This is a genomic window from Thiomonas sp. (assembly GCF_054608695.1).
In genome coordinates this window covers 1-24,472 of the sequence record NZ_JBTRXV010000023.1, presented here as the reverse complement: position 1 = coordinate 24,472, position 24,472 = coordinate 1, and the positions used below count along the sequence as shown (strand labels likewise).

Annotated in this window: 21 protein-coding genes and 1 pseudogene; 18 read left to right on the top strand and 4 right to left on the bottom strand. The window is 65.4% G+C overall.

Annotation, left to right across the window (positions count from 1 at the left end; all coding sequences use genetic code 11):
• Nucleotides 1-10: 10 nt before the first annotated feature.
• Complete coding sequence (locus tag ACYCUK_RS10045; protein ID WP_461594633.1) at nucleotides 11-1,189, bottom strand: acyl-CoA dehydrogenase family protein; 1,179 nt, start codon at nucleotides 1,187-1,189, stop codon at nucleotides 11-13.
• Nucleotides 1,190-1,405: 216 nt separating this feature from the next.
• Here ACYCUK_RS10045 and ACYCUK_RS10040 point away from each other — a divergent pair, with 216 nt between their 5' ends.
• Nucleotides 1,406-2,197, top strand: coding sequence for an IclR family transcriptional regulator (locus ACYCUK_RS10040; protein WP_461594656.1), 792 nt, complete (start codon nucleotides 1,406-1,408; stop codon nucleotides 2,195-2,197).
• Here the strand turns inward: ACYCUK_RS10040 and ACYCUK_RS10035 are convergent.
• Both ACYCUK_RS10035 and ACYCUK_RS10030 read right to left on the bottom strand, forming a co-directional pair.
• On the bottom strand, nucleotides 2,187-2,564 hold the full coding sequence (locus ACYCUK_RS10035; RefSeq protein ID WP_461594632.1) for an alpha/beta fold hydrolase: 378 nt from the start codon (nucleotides 2,562-2,564) through the stop codon (nucleotides 2,187-2,189). The two genes, ACYCUK_RS10040 and ACYCUK_RS10035, sit on opposite strands and share 11 nt — an antisense overlap.
• Before the next feature lie 13 nt (nucleotides 2,565-2,577).
• Nucleotides 2,578-3,306, bottom strand: a complete 729-nt coding sequence (locus ACYCUK_RS10030; protein ID WP_461594631.1) for a 2-phosphosulfolactate phosphatase — start codon at nucleotides 3,304-3,306, stop codon at nucleotides 2,578-2,580.
• A gap of 147 nt (nucleotides 3,307-3,453) precedes the next feature.
• On the opposite strand from ACYCUK_RS10030, the gene ACYCUK_RS10025 reads away from it, so the two are divergent.
• From ACYCUK_RS10025 to ACYCUK_RS09960, 14 genes and pseudogenes are all read left to right on the top strand, one after another.
• On the top strand, nucleotides 3,454-5,547 hold the full coding sequence (locus tag ACYCUK_RS10025) for a 3-hydroxyacyl-CoA dehydrogenase NAD-binding domain-containing protein (protein WP_461594630.1): 2,094 nt from the start codon (nucleotides 3,454-3,456) through the stop codon (nucleotides 5,545-5,547).
• A 126-nt stretch (nucleotides 5,548-5,673) separates the two neighbouring features.
• Nucleotides 5,674-6,855 (top strand): acetyl-CoA C-acyltransferase, encoded by a 1,182-nt coding sequence (locus ACYCUK_RS10020; protein ID WP_461594629.1) that lies wholly within the window; start codon nucleotides 5,674-5,676, stop codon nucleotides 6,853-6,855.
• A 27-nt stretch (nucleotides 6,856-6,882) separates the two neighbouring features.
• Nucleotides 6,883-7,923, top strand: a pseudogene (locus ACYCUK_RS10015) (acyl-CoA dehydrogenase family protein); the annotation flags it as partial.
• Between the two features lie 299 nt (nucleotides 7,924-8,222).
• Complete coding sequence (locus tag ACYCUK_RS10010; protein ID WP_461594628.1) at nucleotides 8,223-9,224, top strand: NADP-dependent oxidoreductase; 1,002 nt, start codon at nucleotides 8,223-8,225, stop codon at nucleotides 9,222-9,224.
• Nucleotides 9,225-9,238: 14 nt separating this feature from the next.
• Nucleotides 9,239-10,297: a phosphotransferase gene (locus ACYCUK_RS10005; protein ID WP_461594627.1), complete on the top strand. Its 1,059-nt coding sequence runs from the start codon at nucleotides 9,239-9,241 to the stop codon at nucleotides 10,295-10,297.
• A gap of 51 nt (nucleotides 10,298-10,348) precedes the next feature.
• Nucleotides 10,349-11,575 (top strand): acyl-CoA dehydrogenase family protein, encoded by a 1,227-nt coding sequence (locus ACYCUK_RS10000; RefSeq protein ID WP_461594626.1) that lies wholly within the window; start codon nucleotides 10,349-10,351, stop codon nucleotides 11,573-11,575.
• A gap of 61 nt (nucleotides 11,576-11,636) precedes the next feature.
• Nucleotides 11,637-12,308, top strand: coding sequence for an AMP-binding protein (locus tag ACYCUK_RS09995; RefSeq protein ID WP_461594625.1), 672 nt, complete (start codon nucleotides 11,637-11,639; stop codon nucleotides 12,306-12,308).
• Nucleotides 12,309-13,155: 847 nt separating this feature from the next.
• Entirely contained in the window at nucleotides 13,156-14,019 is an 864-nt protein-coding gene (locus tag ACYCUK_RS09990) for a branched-chain amino acid ABC transporter permease (protein ID WP_461594624.1), read from the top strand.
• 1 nt (nucleotide 14,020) lies between these two features.
• Complete coding sequence (locus ACYCUK_RS09985; protein WP_461594623.1) at nucleotides 14,021-15,055, top strand: branched-chain amino acid ABC transporter permease; 1,035 nt, start codon at nucleotides 14,021-14,023, stop codon at nucleotides 15,053-15,055.
• A complete protein-coding gene (locus tag ACYCUK_RS09980) occupies nucleotides 15,048-15,812 on the top strand; it encodes an ABC transporter ATP-binding protein (RefSeq protein WP_461594622.1) in 765 nt (254 codons plus the stop codon). Before ACYCUK_RS09985 ends, ACYCUK_RS09980 begins: the two co-directional genes overlap by 8 nt.
• Nucleotides 15,799-16,506, top strand: coding sequence for an ABC transporter ATP-binding protein (locus ACYCUK_RS09975; protein ID WP_461594621.1), 708 nt, complete (start codon nucleotides 15,799-15,801; stop codon nucleotides 16,504-16,506). Before ACYCUK_RS09980 ends, ACYCUK_RS09975 begins: the two co-directional genes overlap by 14 nt.
• Nucleotides 16,507-16,560: 54 nt before the next feature.
• Nucleotides 16,561-17,730 (top strand): ABC transporter substrate-binding protein, encoded by a 1,170-nt coding sequence (locus tag ACYCUK_RS09970; RefSeq protein WP_461594620.1) that lies wholly within the window; start codon nucleotides 16,561-16,563, stop codon nucleotides 17,728-17,730.
• A 113-nt stretch (nucleotides 17,731-17,843) separates the two neighbouring features.
• The gene (locus ACYCUK_RS09965) at nucleotides 17,844-18,626 is read left to right on the top strand and encodes a crotonase/enoyl-CoA hydratase family protein (protein WP_461594619.1); all 783 of its coding nucleotides are present in this window, start codon (nucleotides 17,844-17,846) and stop codon (nucleotides 18,624-18,626) included.
• Nucleotides 18,627-18,666: 40 nt separating this feature from the next.
• Nucleotides 18,667-20,226, top strand: coding sequence for a class I adenylate-forming enzyme family protein (locus ACYCUK_RS09960; RefSeq protein WP_461594618.1), 1,560 nt, complete (start codon nucleotides 18,667-18,669; stop codon nucleotides 20,224-20,226).
• Nucleotides 20,227-20,230: 4 nt separating this feature from the next.
• Here the strand turns inward: ACYCUK_RS09960 and ACYCUK_RS09955 are convergent, their stop codons facing one another.
• Nucleotides 20,231-21,007, bottom strand: a complete 777-nt coding sequence (locus ACYCUK_RS09955) for a DeoR/GlpR family DNA-binding transcription regulator (RefSeq protein ID WP_461594617.1) — start codon at nucleotides 21,005-21,007, stop codon at nucleotides 20,231-20,233.
• Nucleotides 21,008-21,196: 189 nt separating this feature from the next.
• On the opposite strand from ACYCUK_RS09955, the gene glpD reads away from it, so the two are divergent.
• From glpD to ACYCUK_RS09940, 3 genes are all read left to right on the top strand, one after another.
• Nucleotides 21,197-22,822 (top strand): glycerol-3-phosphate dehydrogenase, encoded by a 1,626-nt coding sequence (glpD, locus tag ACYCUK_RS09950; protein WP_461594616.1) that lies wholly within the window; start codon nucleotides 21,197-21,199, stop codon nucleotides 22,820-22,822.
• Nucleotides 22,813-23,877 carry an ABC transporter ATP-binding protein gene (locus tag ACYCUK_RS09945; RefSeq protein ID WP_461594615.1) on the top strand — a complete coding sequence of 355 codons (1,065 nt, stop codon included), beginning with the start codon at nucleotides 22,813-22,815 and terminating at the stop codon, nucleotides 23,875-23,877. The genes glpD and ACYCUK_RS09945 overlap by 10 nt, the downstream gene beginning before the upstream one ends.
• Before the next feature lies 1 nt (nucleotide 23,878).
• Nucleotides 23,879-24,472, top strand: a 594-nt coding sequence (locus ACYCUK_RS09940) for an ATP-binding cassette domain-containing protein (RefSeq protein ID WP_461594614.1), incomplete at its 3' end; no start/stop codon positions are given.

The window sequence follows — 24,472 nt, the reverse complement described above, 5'->3', positions numbered from 1 at the left end:
GCGGTTTCCTTCACAAACCTAAAGCACGGGTCAGGATGTTTTTCTGGATTTCGTTGCTGCCGCCGAAGATGGAGAGCTTGCGCCAGTTGGCGTATTGCGCGGCGAGCAGTTCGTCACACTGGTTTTCAGTCGTCGGCGCATCCGCGCCTTCGGCGGCAAGTCCGAAGGGCAGAGCGCGCTGGCCCGCGGCGTGCATCAGCAGTTCGGACAGGCGCTGCTGCAGCTCGCTGCCCAGCACCTTGAGCATGGAGCTTTCCGGCCCTGGCGGCCCATCGCGTTGCAGCATGCGCAGTTGCGTCGCTTCCAGCGCCAGCAGGTCGATCTCGACCTGGGCGACGCGCACCGCAAACAGCGCATCCCCGCGCAGGCGTCGGCCGTTGGCGTCGGCCCGGGCGACGATGTCCTTCAGGCGTGCCAGCTCCCGCTTGGCGATGCCCACGCCGGCAATATTGCTGCGCTCGTGACCGAGCAGGTATTTGGCGATGGTCCAGCCCTGGTTCTCTTCGCCGACGCGGTTGGCCACGGGCACGCGCACGGCGTCGAACCAGACTTCGTTGACCTCGTGTTCTCCGTCCAGGGTGATGATGGGGCGCACCGTGACGCCGGGCGAGCGCATGTCGACGAGCAGGAAGGAAATGCCTTGCTGCTGTTTGGCCGTGGCGTCGGTGCGCACCAGGCAAAAAATCCAGTCGGCATATTGGCCCAGCGTGGTCCAGGTTTTCTGGCCGGTGACGATGTAGTCGTCGCCGTCGCGCAGCGCACGGGTCTTGAGCGAGGCCAGGTCCGAGCCGGAACCCGGCTCGGAATAGCCCTGGCACCACCACACCGCACCGCTGGCAATGTCGGGCAGCAGGGTCTGGCGCTGGGCTTCGCTGCCGAAACGCAGCAGCACCGGGGCCAGCATCTTCAGGCCGAAGGGCAGTTGCCGCGGCGCGCCGGCGAGGGCGCATTCCTCGTCGAACAGGGCCTGCTGGACAGCGCTCCAGCCGGTGCCGCCGCATTGTTCCGGCCAATTCGGCGCGGCCCAGCCATGGGCATGCAGGATGCGTTGCCAGCGCCCGAAATCGTCCTTCTCCAGACGCGAGCCGCACAACACCTTGCGGCGAATATCGCCTGGCAGCGCCGTGTCTAAAAAGGCGCGCACTTCGGTGCGGAAAGCGGCGTGCTCAGGAGTCAGGTCGATATCCATGTGCGATCCATGTGCGCCATGCATGCTGGGTGGGGGAAAACTGACAAAAATCGATTGACCGTAAAACCGCATTGCGGAATTTCGTTCCGTGAAATATGGTGGCGATTGTTCGGCGTGCCGGGTGGGCTGTCAAGCCTCGCCAGGCGCCACCTTCGCAGCAAGCATCGAGACTTCGCCCCGACCATGAAAACGTCCATTCCCAAGCCGTCACAGCCCATGCCGACTGGCAAGCTCAGCCCGGGCGCGAAGGACGACCGCCAATTCGTCACTGCGCTGGCACGTGGCCTGGAGGTGTTGTCCAGCTTTCGCTCGCGCGACAAGGCCTTGGGCAATCTGGAGATTGCCCAGCGCTGCAAGCTGCCCAAGTCCACCGTCTCGCGCCTGACCTACACCCTCACGCGCCTGGGCTACCTCGCGCAAGACGAGGACAGCGGCAAGTACCGCCTGGGCACGGCCACTTTGTCGCTGGGCAGCACGGTGCTGGCGCGCATGGATGTGCGCCAGGTGGCGAGGCCCTTGATGCAGGAACTGGCCGATGCGTCCAAGGCCATGGTGTCGCTGGGCACACGCGACCGCCTGTCGCTGATCTATGTGGAGAACTGCCGCAGCGCCTCGGCGCTGACCCTGAGTTTGGACGTGGGCTCGCGCATCCCCATTGCCACCACGGCGATGGGCCGCGCCTACCTCGCCGTGGTGGGCGAGCGCGAACGCGCCGCGGTTTACGACGACTTGGCCGCACTCGACGGCCTGGCCTGGCCGGCGCTCAAGCGCGGCATCGACAAGGCGCTGGACGACTACCGCAGTCTGGGCGTGGCTTGCTCCTTCGGCGACTGGCAGCCTGACGTGAACGCCATCGCCGTGGGCTTCGACCCCGGCGGTGGCATGCCGCTGATGGCCATCAACTGCGGCGGCCCGGCGTTCCAGTTGTCCCCCGCCTTCCTGCTCGACGAGGTCAGGCCGAAACTGATGGCGATGGTGCAGCAACTGGAACGGCTGATCATGCGCTGAACAGCGTTCGCTGCCAACCGTCGCGGATGTTTCGAGCCAGGCTCCAGGCCACCGCGCCACCCCAGTCGTGCGCGACCAGCACGCATTGCGCATAGCCGAAGTGCTGCACCAGGCCGAGCAAGTCGTCCATCAACGGTTGCACCCGGTAGGCGGCGACACCCTGTGGCTTGTCCGAGAGGTTGTAGCCGCGCAGGTCTGGCGCCAGAGCGAAATGATCGCGGCCGAAGGCCACGAGTTGCGCCTGCCACGCCGCCCAGCATTCGGGGAAGCCATGGACGAGCAGCATCAAGGGCTTGCCCTGCTCCCCCGCGCTTGCGGCGTGCAGGCGGATGCCGCTGGGCAGGGTCATGTCATGGTGTTGCAGCATGTTGGGTTCCCGTTCAAGGCGAAGGCACGCGCACCAGCCGGCCGTCCACCAGGCGCGCAACCACGTCATCCGCATGCGGCTGGGCCGCGTACTCCACTTCGGCGTCGAGGTGGCGCGACGTCATCAGCCGTCCGACGCGCGAATCGCGCAGGCTGCGCAGCGCGTCGCTGCCTTGGTGCAGGGCTGCGGCGGCCAGCGCCGCGTCCGAAAAACTGCGCGCGCCCGGCGCCTGCTGCAGGCAGGACACGAGCAGGCCGGCGCCGTAGAAATCTTCCAGATTGAACTGCCCGCTTGAGCCGGCGCAGACCACCAGCACAGTGCTGTGCGCATGCTCGCGCAGCACATGCTCGATGGTGGCCCGGGCGTTGCGCAGGCTTGCGGCGTAGACCCGGGCGGCAGCTTGAGCCTTGTGCAGCGCGACCGTGCCATTCGTGGTGCTGTAGATCAGTGTGCGTTCGCGCAAGTCGTGGCGCAGGAGCGCAAGCGGCGTGGGGTGGGCAAAGCCGGGCAGGGTTTCGGCGTCGAGTTCGCCGCTGAGGATGGTGCTTGACGGTTCCAGCCCTGCGGCGATGCTGCGCGCATGCGCGGCGTCCAGCGCCGGAATGACGGCCCTGGCGCCGGCCTGCAGCGCGGCCAGCGCCGAGGTGGTGGCGAACAGGACGTCGAGCACGATGGCCACGCGGCCATCCAGGCGCTGGGTGTCGAGTTCCTCCTTGGTCAGGAGGACGTGAATTTTTTGCATGATTCTGACCTGACGCAGCGGCGTCGGTTGGCGCCTTTACAAGTGAACGTCGGCAGGCTAGCATCGATCGTATTCAAAACAAAGTTCTGCATTGCGGAATCAAGCGCCCGCAATCGCACCGGGCTCGTTCATATTCCAGGAGACAGCATGGGCAGCGTCATTGCATCGCGCTTCGGGGACGTCGCCGTCCTCACTCTCGACAACCCCCCGGTCAACGGCTTTGGCAGGCAGCAGCGACGCCTGCTGGTGGAGGCCATCGACGCTGCAGCCGCCGACCCTGCGGTGCGCGGCATCGTCGTCACCGGGGCCGGGGCGATGTTTTCCGGCGGCGCCGACATTCGTGAATTCGGCAAGCCCGAGGCGATGGCTTCGCCGCATTTGCTCGATATCATTGCCGTGGCCGAAGCCTGCGCCAAACCGGTGGTCGCGGCCATCAACGGCACCTGCATGGGCGGCGGGCTGGAATTCGCGCTCGGCTGCCATGGCCGCGTGGCCCTGGCGTCTGCCTTGGTTGCGCTGCCGGAGGTCAAGCTCGGGCTGCTGCCGGGTGCTGGCGGCACCCAGCGCCTCCCCCGCGCCGTGGGGCTGGAAAACGCCATGAACATGATTGTTTCCGGCGAACCGGTGCCGGCCAAGATGCTGGCGAAAACCGCGCTGTTCGATGCCGTGGTCGAGCAGGACGTGGTGGCGGCGGCCGCCGAAGTCGCGCGCAAGCTGGCGGCCTCGCCGCAGCCCACGCCCAAGGTGCGCGAGCGCGCGGTTGACCACGCCGACGCCGAAGCCTTCATCCAGTTCACCCGCACCATGGTGCAGGCGCAATTCCCGCGCGAGCCGGCACGCCTGCAATGCGTGGAGGCGGTGGCCGGCGCGCTCAAGCCCTTCAGCGAAGGTTTGCTGCAGGAGCGCGGCCTGTTCGCCATGCTGATGGCCACGCCCGAATCGCAGGCGCTGCGCCATGCCTTTTTCGCCGAACGTGCAGCCTCCAAGATTCCCGACGTGCCCGCCGACACGCCAACGCGCACCATTGCCAAGGTTGGCGTGATTGGCGCTGGCACCATGGGTGGCGGCATCAGCATGAATTTTTTGAATGTCGGCATTCCCGTCACCCTGCTTGAAACCAGGCAGGAGGCGCTGGACCGTGGCGTGGCCACCATTCACAAGAACTACGACAACTCGGCCAAGAAGGGCAAGCTCAAGCCCGAACAGGTGGACAAACGCATGGGCCTGCTGCATCCCACGCTGGACTTCGCGCAACTGGCCGATTGCGACCTCGTCATCGAAGCCGTGTTCGAGGCCATGGAGGTCAAGCGCGATGTGTTCCAGCGCCTGGATGCCGTGGCCCGGCCGGGGGCCATTCTTGCTTCCAACACCTCGACCCTGAATCTGGACGCCATCGCCGGTTTCACCAAGCGCCCGCAAGACGTCATCGGCATGCATTTTTTCAGCCCCGCCAACGTCATGAAGCTGCTGGAAGTGGTGCGCGGCAAGGCCACCGCCAAGGACGTGCTCGCCACGGTGATGAAGGTGGCCAAGACCATCCGCAAGACGGCGGTGGTGTCCGGCGTGTGCGACGGCTTCATCGGCAACCGCATGATCGAGCATTACGGCCGCATGGCCAACTTCCTCGTGGAGGAGGGCGCGAGCCCGCAGCAGGTGGACCGTGCGCTCGAAACCTGGGGCATGGCGATGGGGCCTTACCGCATGGGCGATCTGGCAGGCAACGACATCGGCTGGGCGATTCGCAAACGGCGCTATGTCGAGAAGCCGACGGTGAGGTATTCCGCTCTGGCTGACCGCCTGTGCGAGCGTGGCCGTTTTGGCCAGAAGACGGGGGCGGGCTGGTATCGCTACGAGCCGGGCAAACGCGATGCGCTGCCAGACCCCGAAGTGGACGCGCTGATTCTCGGCTACCGCAAGGAGATTGGCGTCACGCCGCGCCAGTTCAGCGACGCCGAGATCGTCGAGCGTTGCATCTACGCCTTGGTGAACGAAGGCGCGCGGCTGCTCTCCGAAGGCATCGCGCAACGTGCCTCGGACATCGACTTGGTGTATCTGGCCGGCTACGGTTTCCCGGCCTGGCGCGGCGGGCCGATGGGCTACGCCGACAGCGTCGGCCTCGCCATGGTGGTGCGGCGCATGCGCCAGTTCGCGGCGCAGCCCGGGGGCGATGCCGAGTTCTGGCAACCCGCGCCGCTGCTGGCCGAACTGGCGGCGCAGGGCAAGACCTTCAACGACGCTTGACCACTCAAACTCCGCCTCCGAACCCTGATCGTCCGTGCCCGGATTACCGGCCATCGGCTCGCGCGCAGGCACGCATCGGCGCACCACCACATCACACGCATCACACCCTACCCATTGGAGTTTCCCATGCTAGAGGCCGTCATCGTCTCCACCGCGCGCACGGCGCTTGCCAAATCCTGGCGCGGCGCGCTCAACCTCACCCACGGCGCCACGCTCGGCGGCCATGTGGTGCAAGCCGCGGTGCAGCGCGCGGGCATCGACCCTGCCGAGGTGGAAGACTGCATCTTCGGCTGCGCCTACCCCGAGGGCGCCGCCGGCGGCAATATCGCGCGGCAGATTGCGCTGCGCGCCGGACTGCCGGTGACGGCAGCGGGTGCCACGGTCAACCGCTTCTGCGCATCGGGCCTGCAGGCCATCGCCATCGCCGCGCAGCGCGTCATCGTCGACCAGGTTCCGGTGATGATCGCCGGTGGCGTCGAGTCCATTTCCTGTGTGCAGAACGACCGCGCCAACAAGCACATGCTGCGCGAAGCGTGGCTGTTGCAGCACAAGCCCGAGATTTACTGGACCATGCTGCAAACCGCCGAAACCGTGGCCAAGCGCTACGGCATCTCGCGCCAACTGCAGGATGAATACGGCGCGCGCAGCCAGCAGCGTGCAGCAGCCGGACAGGCGGCAGGCAGGTTCACGGATGAGATCGTGCCCATCACCGTGCGCACCGGCGTGGCCGACAAGGCGACCGGCCAGATCCTCACGCGCGAGGTCACGCTCAGTGCCGACGAAGGCATTCGCGCCGACACCACTTATGAGGGCGTGGCCAAAATCCGCCCGGCCCTGCCCGGCGGGGTCATCGCCGCCGGCAATGCCAGCCAGTTTTCCGACGGTGCCTCGGCCTGCGTGGTGATGAACGCCAAGCTCGCCGAGCAGCGCGGGCTCAAGCCCCTGGGTGCCTTCCGCGGTTTTGCCGTGGCCGGCTGCGAGCCGGATGAAATGGGCATCTGCCCCGTGTTCGCCATTCCGCGCCTGCTGCAGCGCACGGGGCTGAAGATCGACGACATCGGCCTGTGGGAGCTGAACGAGGCATTCGCCGTGCAGGTCATTTACTGCCGTGACAAGCTCGGCATTCCCGACGATCGCCTGAACGTCAACGGCGGCGCCATTGCCGTCGGCCATCCCTATGGCGTGACCGGCGCGCGCCTGGTGGGCCATGCCTTGATCGAGGGCAAGCGCCGCGGCGTGAAGTATGTGGTGGTCACCATGTGCATCGGCGGCGGCCAGGGCGCGGCGGGCTTGTTCGAAGTGCTGTGATTGCCGCTTGCAAAGAGCCGTTGAGCCATGCGCCAAACCATCGAGTTCCTGTTGCGTGACTGGCTCGACGTTGAAGCCCTGAACGCAAGGCCTCGTTACGCCGAGCACAGCTTGGCCACCTTCACCCCGGTGCTCGACACCTGCGAACGCATTGCCCGCGACAAGTACGCGCCGTTCAATCGCCTGGTCGATCTCGAGGAGCCGCGCCAGGATGGCGACCGGGTCATCCTGCCGCAAGCCGCGCACGATGCCTGGCGGGCCTACGCCGAGTCCGGCATGCTGGCCGCGGCGCAGGACGAAGCCCTCGGCGGCATGCAGTTGCCCTACACCGTGGAGGCCGCAGCCAACGCATTTTTCGCCAGGGCCTCGGTCAGCATCGGCGCGGGCATGCTCACGGTGGGCAACGCCAACCTGCTGATGGCGCATGGCACCCCGGCGCAGCAGCGCGTGTTCGCGCAAACCGAGTTCAGCGGACGCTGGGCGGGGACGATGTGTTTGTCCGAACCGCAGGCCGGCACCAGCCTGTCGGACATCGCCACCCGCGCCTTGCCGGATGGCGACGATTTCGAGGCGGACGCACTCGGCCCCCGCTACCGCCTGTTCGGCAACAAGATGTGGATTTCGGCCGGCGAGCACGAACTCACCGAGAACATCGTGCATCTGGTGCTGGCCAAGATTCCGGGGGCGGACGGCAAGCTCATCCCCGGCCCGCGCGGCATTTCGCTGTTCATCGCGCCCAAGATGATGGTGGATGCCGATGGCCGACTCACAAGGAAGCGCAGGGTCGCCCCAAGTTTCCTTGACCCCCTCGTGGGGCGGGTCGGCGAGCCGGCCTTGGGGGCAGTTGAATACCTTCGCAACGACATCACCCTGGCCGGGCTCAACCACAAATGCGGTTGGCGCGGCACGCCCAACACCCTGCTCAGTTTCGGCGACGGCCGCCATCCGGTGCGCGGTATGGCAGGAGCCATCGGCTGGCGCGTCGGTGCGCCCGGCGATGGCCTGCGCTGCATGTTCCACATGATGAACGAGGCGCGCATCGGCGTCGGCCTGGCCGCTGCCATGCTTGCACGGTCGCCCGGTGCTCGACGGCGGCATGGTGGACAACGTGCCGGTTCACGCGCTGCCCCCCCGGAGCCGGCGACGGCATCACCCTGGTGCTGCTCACACGGCGCTATCCGCGACCCCTGCCGCAAACGGCACATCGCTTCTCTACATCCAGCCCTCGCACCGCGTGCCGGTGAGTGGCTGGGATTACACCAACCCACACGGCATTCGCGCCGCCTACGAACTTGGGCGGAACGATGCGCGGCAACTCCTCGTTCGCATGGGCGAACGCGGCCTGGCAACTTTCCTGGAGAACACACATGGCTGACCATAATTTGCAACTCGTCCTTGCCGAACGGCCCAGCGGCTGGGTGGAAGAGCATCACTTCCGGCTCGAACGTGGCCCCGTGCCCGAGCCGGGCGAGGGCGAAGTGCTGGTGCGCAACCACTGGCTGTCGCTCGACCCCTATATGCGCGGGCGCATGTCCGACGCCAAGTCCTACGCCGAACCGGTGGCACTGGGCGCGGTGATGGTGGGCGGCACGGCGGGCGAGGTCGTGGTCTCGCGCGATCCGCACTTCAAACCCGGCGACAAGGTGGTGGGCATGCTGGGCTGGCAGTTGTACGGCGTCGCTCCCGCGCGCGCTCTGCAAAAGGTGGATGTGACCCATGTGCCGCTGGCGGCCCACCTCGGCCCGGTGGGCATGCCCGGCGTCACGGCCTGGTATGGGCTGAACGCCATCTGCGAGCCCAAGACGGGCGAGACGGTGGTGGTGACCGCAGCCTCCGGCGCGGTGGGCAGTGTGGTCGGCCAACTCGCCAAGGCCAAGGGCTGCCGCGCCGTGGGCGTGGCGGGCGGCGCGGAGAAATGCCGCTATGTGGCGGAGGTACTGGGCCTCGACGCCTGCGTCGACTACAAGGCCGGCAACCTCAAGGCCGATTTGAAAGCGGCGCTGCCAAACGGGGCGGACTGCCTGTTCGAGAACGTCGGCGGCGAGATTTTCGACACCCTGCTGACGCGCACCAACGCCTTCGGCCGCATTGCGCTGTGCGGCATGATCGCCGACTACAACACCACCGATCCCTACTGCATGAAGAACGTTCGCACGGTGTTGATCAACCGCCTGAAACTGGAGGGCTTCATCGTCTCCGAGCATATGGACCAGTGGCCCGCGGCGCTGCGCGAACTCGGCGGCCTGGTGGCCAGCGGCAAACTGCAATGGCGCGAGTCGGTGGCACAGGGGCTGGAACAGGCGCCCGCGGCCTTCATCGGCATGCTCAAGGGCCAGAACTTCGGCAAGCAGTTGGTCAAGCTGAACTGAGCCAGGGACAAGCGATGCAAGCCGATACCCGCGAAGTGGCCCCCGCATTGGCGTTCGACGTGGCGGCCCTCGCCAACTATTTGCGTGGGCGCATGCCGGATGTGCAGGGGCCCTTGCAAGTGGCACAGTTCAAGGGCGGCCAGTCCAACCCCACGTATTTGCTGACTGCGGCCGGCGGGCGGCGTTTCGTCCTGCGGCGCAAGCCGCCGGGCAAGCTGCTGCCTTCGGCCCATGCGGTGGACCGCGAGTTTCGCGTCATGCAGGCTTTGGGCCAGAGTCAGGTTCCAGTGCCGCACATGCAGCTGTTGTGCATGGACGAGAGCGTGATCGGCACGCCGTTCTACCTCATGGACTTTGTCGAGGGCCGCATTCTCTGGGATCCGCTCCTGCCCGGCATGCAGCCCACCGAGCGCGCGGCGATTTTCGATGAGATGAACCGCGTGATCGCCGCCCTGCACCGGGTCGATGAGGCCGCGCTGGGGCTGGGCGACTACGGCAAGCCGGGGCAGTACATCGCCCGCCAGGTGGCACGGTGGACGCAGCAATACCGCGCCAGCGAAACCGAGCGCATCGAGGCGATGGACAAGCTCATCGACTGGCTTCCGGCGCACATCCCCCCGGGCGACGAAACCGCCATCGTGCATGGCGACTATCGCCTGGACAACGTCGTCTTCCACCCCACCGAGCCGCGCATCCTGGCGGTGCTCGACTGGGAACTGTCCACCCTCGGCCATCCGCTGGCGGACTTTGCCTATCACTGCATGGCCTGGCGCCTGGAGCCGGGGCAGTTTCGCGGTCTGGTCGGCGGCGATCTGGCCGCACTGGGCATACCCAGCGAGGCCGAATACGTCGCGCGTTACTGCGAGCGCACCCAGCGCGCGCCAGTCTCGCCGAGCGACTGGGAGTTCTACGCCGCCTTCAACATGTTCCGCCTTGCCGGCATTCTGCAAGGCGTGCTGGCGCGGGCGCTGCAAGGCAACGCGTCCAGCGCGCAGGCGCTCGAAGCCGGCCGCCGCGCCCGGCCTTTGGCCGAGGCTGCCTGGGCGCAAGTCGAGCGCGTGTTCGGTCATTGAGAGGCCATCGATCGGCCATTGAGCACGCAACCCAACCACCAAGGAATCCACATGGAATTCAGTCACAGCGACAAGGTCAGCGCCCTGCAAGAGCGCGTCGGCGCCTTCATGGGGGCGCATGTCTACCCGAACGAGACACGGTTTTTTGCCGAGGTCGAGGCCAACCGCAAGGCCGGCAATGCCTGGCAGCCCACCCGGGTGATCGAGGAACTCAAGGCCGAGGCGCGCAAGGCGGGCTTGTGGAATTTGTTCCTGCCCGAGTCCGCGCGTGGCGCGGGCTTGAGCAATCTGGAGTACGCGCCACTGTGCGAGATCATGGGCCGCTCGCCGATCGCTCCCGAAGCCTTCAACTGCTCGGCGCCCGACACCGGCAATATGGAAGTGCTGGAACGCTACGGCACAGCGGAGCAGAAAGCGCAGTGGCTGGAGCCGCTGTTGCGCGGCGAGATTCGCTCGGGCTTCGCCATGACCGAGCCAGGAGTGGCCTCGAGCGACGCCACCAACATCCAGGCCAGCATCCGCCGCGATGGTGATCATTACGTCATCAACGGCCGCAAGTGGTGGACCTCGGGCGCCAACGATCCGCGTTGCAAGGTGCTGATCTTCATGGGCAAGACCGACGCCGACAACCCGGATCGCCATCGCCAGCAGTCCATGATTCTGGTGCCGATGGACACCCCCGGCGTGCAGGTGCTGCGCCATCTGCCGGTGTTCGGCTATGACGACGCGCCGCATGGCCACGCCGAAATCCAGTTCACCGAGGTGCGCGTGCCGGTTGGCAACATGCTGCTGGGCGCGGGCAGGGGATTCGAGATTGCGCAAGGGCGCCTCGGGCCCGGCCGCATCCACCACTGCATGCGGCTCATCGGTCTGGCCGAACGGGCTTTGGAAACCATGTGCAAACGGGCGCTTGCGCGCACCGCGTTCGGCCGGCCGGTTGCCGACCAGGGCGTGACGCGCGAGCGCATCGCCAATGCCCGTCTGCTGATCGACCAGGCGCGCCTGCTGGTGTTCAAGGCCGCCGACATGATGGACCGCGCCGGCAACAAGGGGGCACGCAAGGAAATCGCCATGATCAAGGTCGTCGCCCCGAACATGGCCTGCCAGGTGATCGACTGGGCGATGCAAGTGCACGGCGGCGGCGGCGTCAGCGACGACTTCGGCCTGGCCTACGCCTACGCCAACGCCCGCACCCTGCGCTTTGCCGACGGCCCCGACGAGGTGCACCGCGACCAGATCGCGCGGCTGGAACTGGAGCGCTATCGCCCGCGGCATTGAAGGGTGGGCTTGGTCGCATCGGACCTCGCCAGGCCGACAAGTCCAAGAAAGGAGGCAAGCCATGAACACGCGCCATCTGAAATTCTGGCCCAAGGGGGTGCCGCATCACCTCACCATCCCGAACACCAACCTGTTTTTCAATGCCGAGGTCTCGGCGGCGCGCTACCCGGACAAGCCCTATCCGATCTTCTACGACAAGGCTTTGAGCTTCGGCGAGTTCAAGCGCCAAGCCGAGGCCATTGCCGGCTTCCTGCAGCAACGCTGCGGCGTGAAGACGGGTGACCGGGTGCTGCTGGACATGCAAAACAGCCCGCAATTCGTGCTCGCCGACTACGGCATCTTGCGAGCCGGTGCGGTCGCGGTGCCGATCAACCCGATGAACCTGACCCGGGAACTCGCCCACTATGTCGAAGACAGTGGCGCGACCGTGGCCTTCGTCGGCCAGGAACTGTTTGCGCAGATGCGGCCGCTGCTGGGGGAAGGCCTGAGCCACATCATCGTGACAGCCTACAGCGGCTACATCTCCAGCGAAGCGCGAATCACCGCACCCCCGTTCGCCGCGGCGTCACGCGAGAACCTCACCGAGCCTGGGGTGACTCTCTGGGTCGACATCCAGCAGCGACCGGCTTACCGGCGCGCCCTGGAGCGGCGGGTCCTACTCCTTTGCAGCTTGATCAAGGGGGCAGGCCGCCCGACCTGCGACCGGGTTCGCGGCAAACTCTGTCGGTCCTGAACCATGAACAAGACCGTCTGCCAATCGGCCACCAGCGCCGGTTTGACCTCACCTTCGATCTCGACCGTGACAGCGAGCCGCATTTGAAATCGGTTGGCGGCTTGCTGCTCCAGCGCGACGCGTGAAAAAACGCCCCGAATGCGAGAGCCGGTGCGCACCGGCGCCACAAAGCGCACCCGATCGATCCCCAGCGGTTTTGCCACAGCCTGCTCCATTCGCTTCATCCCCTCATCGATAAATGCCACTGTGGTCAATCCAATGTAATGTGCTCAATGTGATTGACGGGCATCCGGCAAGTTGCCGATGAATGCGCGCTTGGCATGCTCGAAATCTTGTCCAGGATGCTGCACTGACTGGAATGCAAATTCCACTTGTTGACGCTGTCTTGCACTGCCAGCAACCCAAACGCTCCGGTCGCCATGAATGATGGCGCAGCCACATTGTGAGAGCGCACCCTGGTGTGGGTTTGCGCCAAGCACAGCCAGCCTTGATCAGCACCTCCTGGCGATTCCACCTGCGCTCTTCACGTGCCTGAACCAGCCAGGTTTGGCACGATTTCGGACTCAACTTTTGCCGCAATTCGAACATGGTGCCCGCCGTGTCATGTCGATGAATTTGCATTCGTCGTTGCAAACAATAAGCAGCGATTTTTGGGCTATGTACCGAGCATACCCTAGAGGACAATAGCCTTCAAGTTGCATTTGTCCTGATTGCAGGACAAGTTAGTCATTTCAAGTTTTGCCCTGCAGAACATAATTCCACCTATTGACAGGGCCAGCGGCGATGGCTTCAATGCGTAACAATCGAAAAACATTACGTTTCGACATGTCTGAATGCGCCGAGACCCATGGATCAGATCGTTCAACTGTTGTTCAACGGGCTCACGCTCGGAGCCATCTACGGCCTCGTTGCACTCGGTCTCACGCTGGTCTACGGAGTTCTGCACATTCCCAATTTCGCCCACGGCGCCTTGTATATGGTGGGTGGCTATGTGGCTTACACCCTGATCGACAAACTGGGGCTGGGGTATTGGTGGGCCATGCTCGGGGCGGGAGCGGCGGTGGCGCTGCTGGCGATGTTGATGCAAGCCCTGGTCTTCGCCCCTTTGCGCAAGGCGCCCGAGCTTTACGACATGATTGGCGCCATTGGCGTGATGCTGTTTCTCGAAGCTGTGGCTCAGTTCATCTGGGGCGCTGAGTTCCACCGCCTGCCGACGCCTTATGGCCAGGTGCTGGAAATCGCCGGGATGCCGTTTCCCCTGCAGCGCCTGCTCATCGTCGTGGCGGCTTTCGTGCTCGTCGTGGTGCTGCATCTCTTCCTCACGCGCACCGTCACCGGCTCCACCATCCTGGCGCTGGCGCAAGACCCGCAGGGCGCGGCACTCGTGGGCATCGATGCCCGCCGCGTGACCTATCTGGTGTTCGCCATCTCGGGAGCGCTCGCAGCGGTGGCCGCCGCTCTGTATGCGCCGATCAACCTGCTGTACCCGACCATGGGCAATCTGGTCATCGTCAAGGCCTTCGTCATCATCATCCTGGGTGGCATGGGCAGCTTTCCCGGCGCCATCCTGGGTGGCCTGATCATCGGCCTGGCCGAGAGTTTCGGCGGTTTCTACGTTTCCACCGACTACAAGGACATCATCGCCTTCGTGTTGCTGGTGGTGATTCTCTCGGCACGACCGCAAGGATTGCTGACGCAGGGGGCACGCTGATATGCGCAAGCTCAAGCGCACCTGGCCGTGGCTTGTGCCGCTGGGTCTGGCCCTAGCCTTGCCGTGGCTCGCCGGCGGCAATGACTACATCTTGTCCGTGCTCTCCCTGGCCTACATCTACGCCATCGCCGCGCTGGGCTTGAACCTCATCACCGGTTACACCGGCCAACTCAACCTGGCCCACGCCGGATTCATGGCCATGGGTGCCTACACCGTGGGCATCCTCACGGTGGACCATGCCGTGCCGTTCTGGTGGGCCTTTGTGTTGTCGGGCCTGATTCCTGCCGTATTGGGAGTGCCGATCGGCTGGTTGTCGTTGCGTCTGCGCGGGCATTACTTCGCCATCTTCACCTTGTGCGTGGGCAGCATCATCAACCTGGTGATCGAGAAGTGGGACGGCCTGACCCACGGCGTGGTGGGCATCATCGGCATTCCCGTCCCACCGGGCCTGGGCGCGCTGCAATTCACCACGCCGCGCGGCCAGTACAACCTCACGCTGGCTTGTCTGGTGCTGATGACCTGGCTGATGCAGCGCATCGTGCGCTCGCTGGTCGGGCGTAGTTTCGTCGCCGTGCGCAACAGCGAGCCATTGGCCGAAGCCCTGGGTATTCCATTGATGCGCACCAAGCTGCTGGCCTTTGTGCTGTCGGTGGTCTACGCCGGATTTGCCGGCGGCCTTTACGCCGGAACCGTCCGTTTCCTCGGCCCCGATCTGGCCAATATCGCCCACACCTTCGACATGGTCACGGCCATGCTGATCGGTGGCATCGGCACCGTGGCCGGGCCCATCGTCGGTTCGCTGGTGCTGCCCTGGGTGACCCAATACCTGCAATTCATGCAGGACTATCGCATGCTGGTCTTCGGCCCCTTGCTGGTGCTGCTGCTCATTTTCCTGCCCGCGGGCATCGTCGGCAGCTTGCGCAACTGGCAGGCGCGGCGGGCCGCGAAGACACAGGATCCGGCCGTAGCGCAGCCAGATGCGCCTGCGGTGCCAGGGCAGGGCGCTGCTGCAGCGCCAGGGTGCGGCCATGCTTGAGATCGACGACATCGGCGTGCGCTTCGGCGGGCTGGCTGCCGTCGACGGCGTCAGCACCTGCATCCGCCAGGGCAGCATCACGGCCATCATCGGCCCGAACGGTGCCGGTAAAACCACCTTTTTCAATCTCATCAGCGGTGTGTACAAACCGACGCGGGGCCGCATCCGTTTCGGCGGGCAAAGCGTGACCGGGTTGCGCCCCGACCGCATGGCCAGGCTGGGCGTGGCACGCACGTTCCAAAGCACCCAGCTGTTCGACCATGCCAGCGTTCTCGACAACCTGATCGTCGGTCATCGCCTGCGCACCCGCGCCGGTTTGTGGGACGTGCTGCTCGGCACACCCAGATTGCAGCGTGAGGAAGCGCTATGCCGCGCCAAGGCCGAGGCTGCGCTGGAATTCGTCGGGCTGCGGGCCGTTGCGCACCGCCTCGCGGGTGACATCACGCAGGAGCAGCGCAAGCGCGTGGCCATTGCCCTGGCCTTGGCCACCGAACCCCGGCTCATGCTGCTGGACGAACCGGCGGGCGGCATCAACCCGGAAGAAACGGTGCAACTCGCCGAACTCATCCGCAAACTCGCCGCCAGCGGCATGACCGTGTGCCTGGTGGAGCACAAGATGGACATGGTCATGCGCCTGGCCGATTGTGTGCTCGTGCTGAACCACGGCAAGAAAATCGCCGAAGGCACGCCGGAGGCCATTCGCGCCAACCCCCATGTCATTCACGCCTATCTGGGAGTGCCCGATGCTGCGGCTTGAGGGTCTGACCGTGGGCTACGACGCCTTCCTTGCCCTGCAGGGCGTCGACCTGCAGGTGCGGGATGGAGAACTGGTGGTGCTGCTCGGCGCCAACGGGGCCGGCAAGAGCAGTTTGTTCCACGCCTTGAGCGGCTTGCTGCGCATACGCGCCGGGCGGGCCTGGTGGGGCGGTCTCGAACTGACCCGCATGCGTGCGCCACAAATCGTGGCCCATGGCGTGGTGCATTGTCCGGAAGGACGCAAGCTGTTCGGCCAACTCCCGGTGCTGAAAAACCTGCAGCTCGGGGCCTATGTGCACCGGCTGCGCGCAACCGCCATGCAGCAGCGCCTGGAGCAGGTGTTCACGCTGTTTCCGGTGCTGGCCGAAAAGCGCGCGCAACCAGCCGGCTCGCTGAGCGGTGGTCAGCAGCAGATGGTCGCGATCGGGCGCGCCCTGATGGGCCAGCCCAGGTTGTTGCTGCTCGACGAACCGTCCCTCGGGCTTGCGCCGCTGGTGGTGAAACAGATGTTCGAGGTCATCCAGGCCATCAACCAAGCGGGCACCACGGTGCTGCTGGCGGAGCAGAACGCGCACGCCGCGCTGCGCATCGCGCACCGCGGTTATGTGATCGAGCAGGGCAGGGTCGTGATGGAGGGCGGCGCCGACGCGCTGCTGCATGACGAAGGCATACGCAGGGCGTATATCGGCACCTAGACGTCAATCAGACCGCGGGCCGAATGGTGCATCACCAATCCACAGGAGACAAGCATGGGCACGTTCACAACCTTGAATCGATTTGTACTGACTGCAGCGGCGGTCGTGGCATTCGGCGCGATGGCGCAGGCACAGGAGGTGGTCAATATCGGCTACACGGGGCCACTCAGCGGCGGTGCGGCGCAGTACGGCAAGAACGTGCTGTCGGGCATCGAGATGGGGGTCAATGAGGTCAACGCCGCAGGTGGCGTGACCGTCAAGGGGAAGAAATACACCTTCAAAGTGGTGGCCCTGGACGACCAGTACAACCCGGCCCAGGCGGCCAGCAACGGCCGCCGATTGGTGGAACAGGACAAGACCCCGGTGATTTTTTGCCCGCATTCGGGCGGCATTTTCGCGCTGCAGACCTTCAACACCCAGGCCAATTTCTTGCTGATGGCCTACTCCAGCGTGCCGCGTATCACTGAGACCGGCAACAAACTGACCATCCGCATTCCTCCGTCCTTTGCCAGCTATGTGCCGGCCTATGTGCGCAACGAGATGAGGCTGTTCGGGAAAAACGTCGGGCTGGCGCCATCCGACACGGACTACGCCAAAGCCTGGGTGAAAGTCTTTCGCGAGGGTTGGGAAAAGGATGGGGGCAAAGTGGTGGCAGACAACCCGATGTCCTACAACAAATCCGCCGATTTTTACGCCGGGGTCAGCAGGGTGCTGGCGACCAAGCCCGATGTCCTGTTCGTCGGTGGCCCATCGGAGCCGACGGCGCTGGTGATCAAACAAGCGCGCGATCTGGGCTTCAAAGGCGGGTTCGCGGTGATGGATCAAGCCAAGTTCGATGAAATGGCCAAGGTCCTGGGTGGCTATGCTCCGATGAACGGCTCGATCGGTGTGCTGCCCCTGGTTTCTGACACTCGCCCGGCCATGCAGGCCTTTGTCGCGTCCTACGCCAGGAGTCACGGCGGCAAGGAGCCGACCTCCGAAATGGCGTTGAACTACACCATGGTGCATGCGCTGGCTGCAGCGCTCAAGATGGCCGGCAGCGTGAGCGACCCGGCTGAGATCCGCGCGCAGTTGCCTGCTGCGCTCAAGTCTTTGCCCGCGACTCAGAATCCGCAGGACTTCACCGGCATCGACTCCAACGGCGGCACCGAATCCGATGCGCCTTTGGCCCTGATCGAAAACAGCAAGCTGCGTCAGGTCAAGACCAGCGATTTGATGCAATGACGGAAAAACAAGAAGCACGTCGCAAGCCGTTGCATCGTTCATCCACGTGACGACAGCGCCGGCAGGCCTCAGTTCAATCTGCAATTTCAGTTTTTCTTTCCCAGGCAGCGACCATGGACATGCAATACGTCAATGTGGACGTCGATGAGGCAATTTGCACCATCACACTGAACCGAGCCGACAAGCGCAACGCCGTCAACGGCGCCGTCGCCGCACAACTGCGGGCGGCGTTTGAGCGCTTTGAGTCTGATGACGCCTTGCGGGTGGCGGTCTTGACCGGTGCGGGCGGCAATTTTTGCGCCGGCGCCGATCTGGCGGCCTTGGGTGACCCTGCCCTGCGCAATGAACTCGACCCCGAAGGGCAGGGGAGCGGCCCGATGGGTCCAACTCGGATGCATTTGTCCAAGCCACTGGTTGCAGCAATCAATGGCTATGCGGTTGCAGGGGGCCTGGAACTGGCCCTGCTGGCCGACCTACGCGTGGCTGACGAAGACGCGGTTTTTGGAGTTTTTTGCCGGCGCTGGGGGGTTCCGCTGATCGACGGCGGCACGGTACGGCTGCCCCGCATCGTGGGTATGGGGCGCGCGCTCGACCTGATCTTGACAGGGCGCCCGGTCCACGCTCCCGAGGCCCTGGCCATGGGGCTGGTCAACCGCACCACCCCGTCAGGCGGCGCGCTGGCGGCCGCGCAGATGTTGGCGCGGCAGATCGCGAAGTTTCCGCAATTGTGCATGCTGACCGATCGCCGCTCTGTCTATGCGCAATGGGATTTGCCCCTGGCCGAAGCTCTGCGGCAAGAAGGCGCGCGGGGTGTTCCGATTGTTTTCGCCGAGGGCGAGGCCGGCGCCTGCCGCTTTTCCCAAGGTGCCGGTCGCCACGGTCATTTCAATGCTTAATGTGTGAACAACGCCACTCGCATTCCCAATGGAGGCAGACATGGATGCCCAAGCCGCGACCACTCCTGCACGCAGCCCAACCTATCTAGAACTGATTCGCAGGGGGGCGATGCAGCACGGCCCGCGTACGGCCATCATTTTCGGCGACCAGACGCTGACTTTCACCGAGGTCGATCACCTCAGCAGCCAGCTTGCACACGCTCTGCATGAACTCGGCGCGGCGCCGCACACGCGGGTGGCTTTGCTGCTCAACAACGGTCTGTACAGCGTGCCGCTGGATTTCGCCTGCGTGAAGGCCGGCGTCAACAGGGTGCCGCTTAACTCACGGTTGTCGTTGGCCGAGCATGTGCACATGCTGACGGAAACGGCCTGCAGCCGCTTGGTGTTTGGCCCCGATCTGGCCGAGCGCGCCCATAACCTGAAAGAAGCACTCCCCGCACTGGTCTGCATTGGCTTGGGTGTTGCGGCAGGCGGAATGCAGGATCTGCTGGCGCAGGCGAAATACATGCCGACGTCCGCTCCCTCCATCAAGGTGGCGCCAGACGACATCGTATTGACAATCTTTACCTCTGGCACCACAGGAACGCTGAAAGCCGCTCAGCACACACAAGCCTCGTATGCGGCGATTTGCCGCAATGTTCTTCTGAATGTGCTGCCCGTCACCCCGAACGACGCCATGCTTCACGCGGCATCCCTGATCCATGCCAGCGGCGTTTTTGTGCTGCCGTTCTGGCTGCGCGGCGGTCGGACGGTGATATTGCCCGGCTTTGAGCCCAGGCTGTTTCTGCGCACGATGGCGTCCCAGAGCATTTCCGCGATCAACTTGGTGCCGACAATGATGCAGATGCTGCTGGAGCACCCGGACATCCAATCCACCGATGTGACGGCGCTCCAGTATGTGATTTACGGTGCATCACCTATGCCACGGGCAGTGATCAAACGCGCCATAGCACTCTGGGGGCAGCACCGATTCTTCCAATACTATGGTCAGACTGAAGTGCCGCTGTGCATGGCGGTGCTTCGTCCTGAACACCATCGGGATGAACTGTTGGACGCCTGCGGACAGCCGGCGCTGGATGTGGAGTTGCGCATCATCGATGAAGCGGGCCATGACGTGCCGCAAGGCACCCCTGGAGAAATTGCCGTGCGCGCTCCATCGGCTGCTGCCGGCTACTACAACGCTCCCGAACTGACGGCCGAAACTTTTATTGCGGACGGTTGGGTTCGCACCCGGGACGTTGGCGTGCTTGATGAACGGGGGTTCCTGTACCTGAAGGACCGGACATCCGACATGATCATCAGCGGGGGCTACAACGTGTATCCGAGCGAAGTGGAAAACGCACTGATGTCGCACCCGGCTGTGCGCGAATGCGCTGTGATTGGCCTACCGCATGAAAAGTGGGTGGAAGCCGTGACTGCAGTGGTTGTCTTGCGCGCCGATCAGCAAGTCACCGAGGCCGACCTGATTGCGCATGTGGCCATGCAACTGGCGTCTTACAAGAAACCGCAGAGCGTGCTGTTCGTGCAAGATATCCCGAAAACCACGGTTGGAAAGCTCAACCGCAAGCAATTGCGTGCGCAAGTTGCCGGCGCCGAATGATTCGTCATGGAGCGTCCTCCGTGCAGGTGACGCAGTTCACGCCGGCCTGCGCCAGCAGCGCAGGAAACGGCGCCGGCGGTGGCGCGTCGGTGAACAGCATGTCGACCTGTTCGAAGCGTGCCAATTCGACCATCGACGGGCGGTTGAACTTGCTGTGGTCGGCCGCCACCCAGACCTCGCGCGAGTGCTGCAGGATCGCGTGCGCGACCTTGACCTCGCGGTAGTCGAAGTCGCGCAGCGTGCCGTCGGCCTCGATGCCGGAGATGCCGACCAGGCCGATGTCGACCTTGAACTGCGCGATGAAATCGACCGTGACCTCGCCGACGATGCCGCGGTCGCGCGAGCGCACGATGCCGCCGGCCACGATCACCTCGCAATCGGGGTTGCCCGACAGGATCGCCGCGACGTTCAGGTTGTTGGTGATCACCCGCAGGCCCCGGTGATGCAGCAGTTCGCGCGCGATCGCCTCGGTGGTGGTGCCAATGTTGATGATCAGCGAGCAGCCCGCCGGCACGGCCGCCGCCACGGTGCGCGCGATGCGCTGCTTGGCCTGTGCGTTGAGGCGCTGGCGCTGCAGGTACTCGATGTTCTCGGTGGTCGAACTCGGCACCCGCACGCCGCCGTGGAATCGGGCGAGCAGCCCGGCGTCCGACAGCAGCTTGACGTCGCGGCGCACGGTCTGCAGCGTCACCGCGAACTGCTCGGCGAGGGCCTCGACCGACATCGATCCGCGCGCGCGCACAGCGTCGAGCAGTTGGGCCTGGCGCGGGTTCGGGGTCATGGGGAGGCGGGTTGCGGGTCGGTTGCGGGCGGGCACTGGCCAGCATAGACGACGCTGGCGTGTACGCCATCGCGGTTTGCTCGCTTGCGCTTTTCGCTTCGCTTTGCTAAAAATGGAACACAGAAGAACATAAACGAACCGAATCGAACTGCCAGAATGTTCGATTCGCGATGCTTTCGAGGAGGCCCCGTGAACCAGCCCGGCACTCCGGGCGAGCCGAAGCGCTCGCCCGATGCAGACGAACGAGCGCAGCCGCAGGCCTGCGACGTGCTCGTGGTCGGCGGCGGCATCAATGGTGCGGGCATCGCCCGCGATCTGGCCGGCCGTGGCCACCGCGTCATGCTGTGCGAGAAGGACGACCTGGCGCAACACACCTCGTCGAGCAGCACGAAGCTGATCCACGGCGGGCTGCGCTACCTCGAACACTGCGAGTTCTCGCTCGTGCGCAAGGCACTCGCCGAGCGCGAGGTGCTGCTCAAGAGTGCCCCGCACATCATGTGGCCGCTGCGCTTCGTGATGCCGCACGACCCCGGCATGCGGCCGGTCTGGATGATCCGCGCCGGGCTGTTCCTGTACGACCACCTCGCCCGGCGCGAGGTCTTGCCGGGGTCGACGACGGTCGACCTGCGCCAGCACCCCGCCGGCCGCGCGCTCAAGCCGGTGTTCACCAAAGGCTTCGTCTATTCCGACGGCTGGGTCGACGACGCACGGCTGGTGGTGCTGAACGCGATCGACGCCGCCGAGCGCGGCGCCACCGTGCTGACGCGCTGGCGCTGCACCGACGCGCAACGCGGGGCCTCGTGGCGCGTGCAGCTGGAAAGCATGACCGGCGAACGGCGCGAGCTGAGCGCGCGCGTGCTCGTCAACGCCGCCGGGCCCTGGGCGGCGCAGTTCCTCAGCGAGCACGCGCACGTGCCGCGTGCCAAGGCGTTGCGGCTCGTCAAGGGCAGCCACATCGTCGTGCCGAAGATGTTCGACCACGACCATGCCTACATCTTCCAGAACCCCGACCAGCGCATCATCTTCGCGATCCCGTACGAGCGCGACTTCACGCTGATCGGCACCACCGACGTGGAGCACCACGGCGCAGTCGGCGAGGCCCGCATCGATGCCACGGAGACCGCCTACCTGTGCGAGCAGGTCAGCCGCTACTTCGCGTGCCCGGTGCTGCCGCGCGACGTGGTGTGGAGCTACGCCGGCGTGCGCCCGCTGCTCGACGACGCGGCGGGCGACCCGTCGGCCGTCACGCGCGATTACTCGCTGGAGCTGGATACCGCGCAGGCACCGATGCTCACCGTTTGGGGCGGCAAGATCACCACCTTCCGCAAGCTCGCCGAAGAAGCGGCCGACCTGCTCGCGGCCCCGCTGCGTGCGACCGCCAAGCGCGGCGCGTGGACGCACGGCGCGCACCTGCCCGGCGGCGACCTGAGCGCCTGGATCGGCAAGGCGCAGCGGCCCGACACCGACTTCATGCGCTTCGTGCAGGCCGTGGCGCAGCGCTACCCGCAGCTGCCCGCCGACCTGTGCCATCGCCTCGCGCGGGCCTACGGTGCGCGCGTCGAAGTGCTGCTCGCCGCGGCCGATCCGGGCGCCGAGATCGGCCCCGGCCTGTTCGAAGCCGAGTTGAACTACCTGCACGACCACGAATGGGCGCGCAGCGCCGACGACGTGCTGTGGCGGCGCAGCAAGCTCGGCCTGCACTACAGCGCCGCGCAGCGCGCGACGGTCGCCGATTGGTGCGCAGGGCACTGGCCCGGCCTCGCGGCGCAGCGCTCGAAATCGGCATCACGCCCGACGGAGACGGCATGGAGCTGATGCTCGAACGCATCGAACAACGCGTCGGCGCGAGCACGCACCTGTACCCGCTCGACCTGACGCTGGTGCCGCTCGCCGTCACCGTGCTGCTCGGCGCCACGCAGGCCGGCAAGACGACGCTGATGCGCGTGATGGCCGGTCTCGATGCGCCATCGAGGGGCCGGGTGCTCGCCGATGGTGTCGACGTGACCGGCATGCCGGTGCGCGCGCGCAACGTGGCGATGGTCTACCAGCAGTTCATCAACTACCCGTCGATGACGGTGGCCGATAACATCGCCTCGCCGCTGAAGCTGCGCCGCGAACAGAACATCGGCGCGCGGGTCGCTGAGCTGGCCGCGAAGCTGCACATCGAACCGTTCCTGCAGCGCTTGCCGGCCGAGCTCTCCGGTGGCCAGCAGCAGCGCGTCGCGCTGGCGCGTGCGCTGGCGAAAAACGCACCGCTGATGCTGCTCGACGAGCCGCTCGTGAACCTCGACTACAAGCTGCGCGAACAGCTGCGCGACGAACTCGCGCAGCTGTTCGCGAGCGGCCGGTCCACCGTCGTCTACGCCACCACCGAACCGACCGAAGCGCTGCTGCTCGGCGGCTACACCGCGGTGATGGACGCCGGCGAGTTGCTGCAATACGGGCCGACCGCCGAGGTCTTCCACCGCCCACTGTCGATTCGCGTCGCCAGCGCGTTCAGCGACCCGCCGATGAACCTGATTCAGGGCAGTGCGAACCCCACGGGTGTGATGCTGGCCGATGGCGCGAACCTCGCGCTGGCGCTTCCGGCCTCGCGCTCCGGCGCGCTGACCGTCGGCGTGCGTGCCGGTGCGCTGCGCGTGCATGAACGTGCCGGTGACCTGGCGCTGGCGGGCCAGGTCGAACTGGCCGAGATTTCCGGCTCCGACACCTACCTGCACGTGCAAACGCAGGTCGGCGAACTGATCGCGCAACTCACGGGTGTGCACGTGTTCGCGCTCGGCGCGGCCGTCACGCTGTACTTGAACCCCACGCAAGCCTACGTGTTCGACGCCGAAGGCGACCTGCTCGTCGCGCCGCAGAGAACCTGACATGGCCCGCATCGATCTCGACCTGGCTCACGCCTACAAACCGAATCCGCAGCGCGACGAGGACTATGCGCTGCTGCCACTGAAGATGCGCTTCGACGATAGCGGTGCATACGCGCTGCTCGGCCCCTCGGGCTGCGGCAAGACGACCTTGCTGAACATCGTCTCGGGCCTGGTCAAACCTTCGCAGGGCAGCGTGACGTTCGACGGCATCGAGGTCACGGCGCGCACGCCGCAGCAACGCAACATCGCGCAGGTGTTCCAGTTCCCGGTGATCTACGACACGATGACGGTGGCCCAGAACCTCGCGTTCCCGCTGCTGAATCGGCGCAAGAACCAGCGGGGCCTGACGGCCGACAAGATCAAGCAGCGCGTCGGCAAGATCGCCGAGATGCTCGAGATGAGCGGCCAGCTCGACCTACGTGCCGCCGGCTTGGCGGCCGACGCCAAGCAGAAGATCTCGCTCGGTCGCGGCCTGGTGCGCGAAGACGTGTCGGCGGTGCTGTTCGACGAGCCGTTGACCGTGATCGACCCGCACCTGAAGTGGCAGTTGCGGCGCAAGCTCAAGCAAATCCATCACGAGCTCAAGCTGACCTTG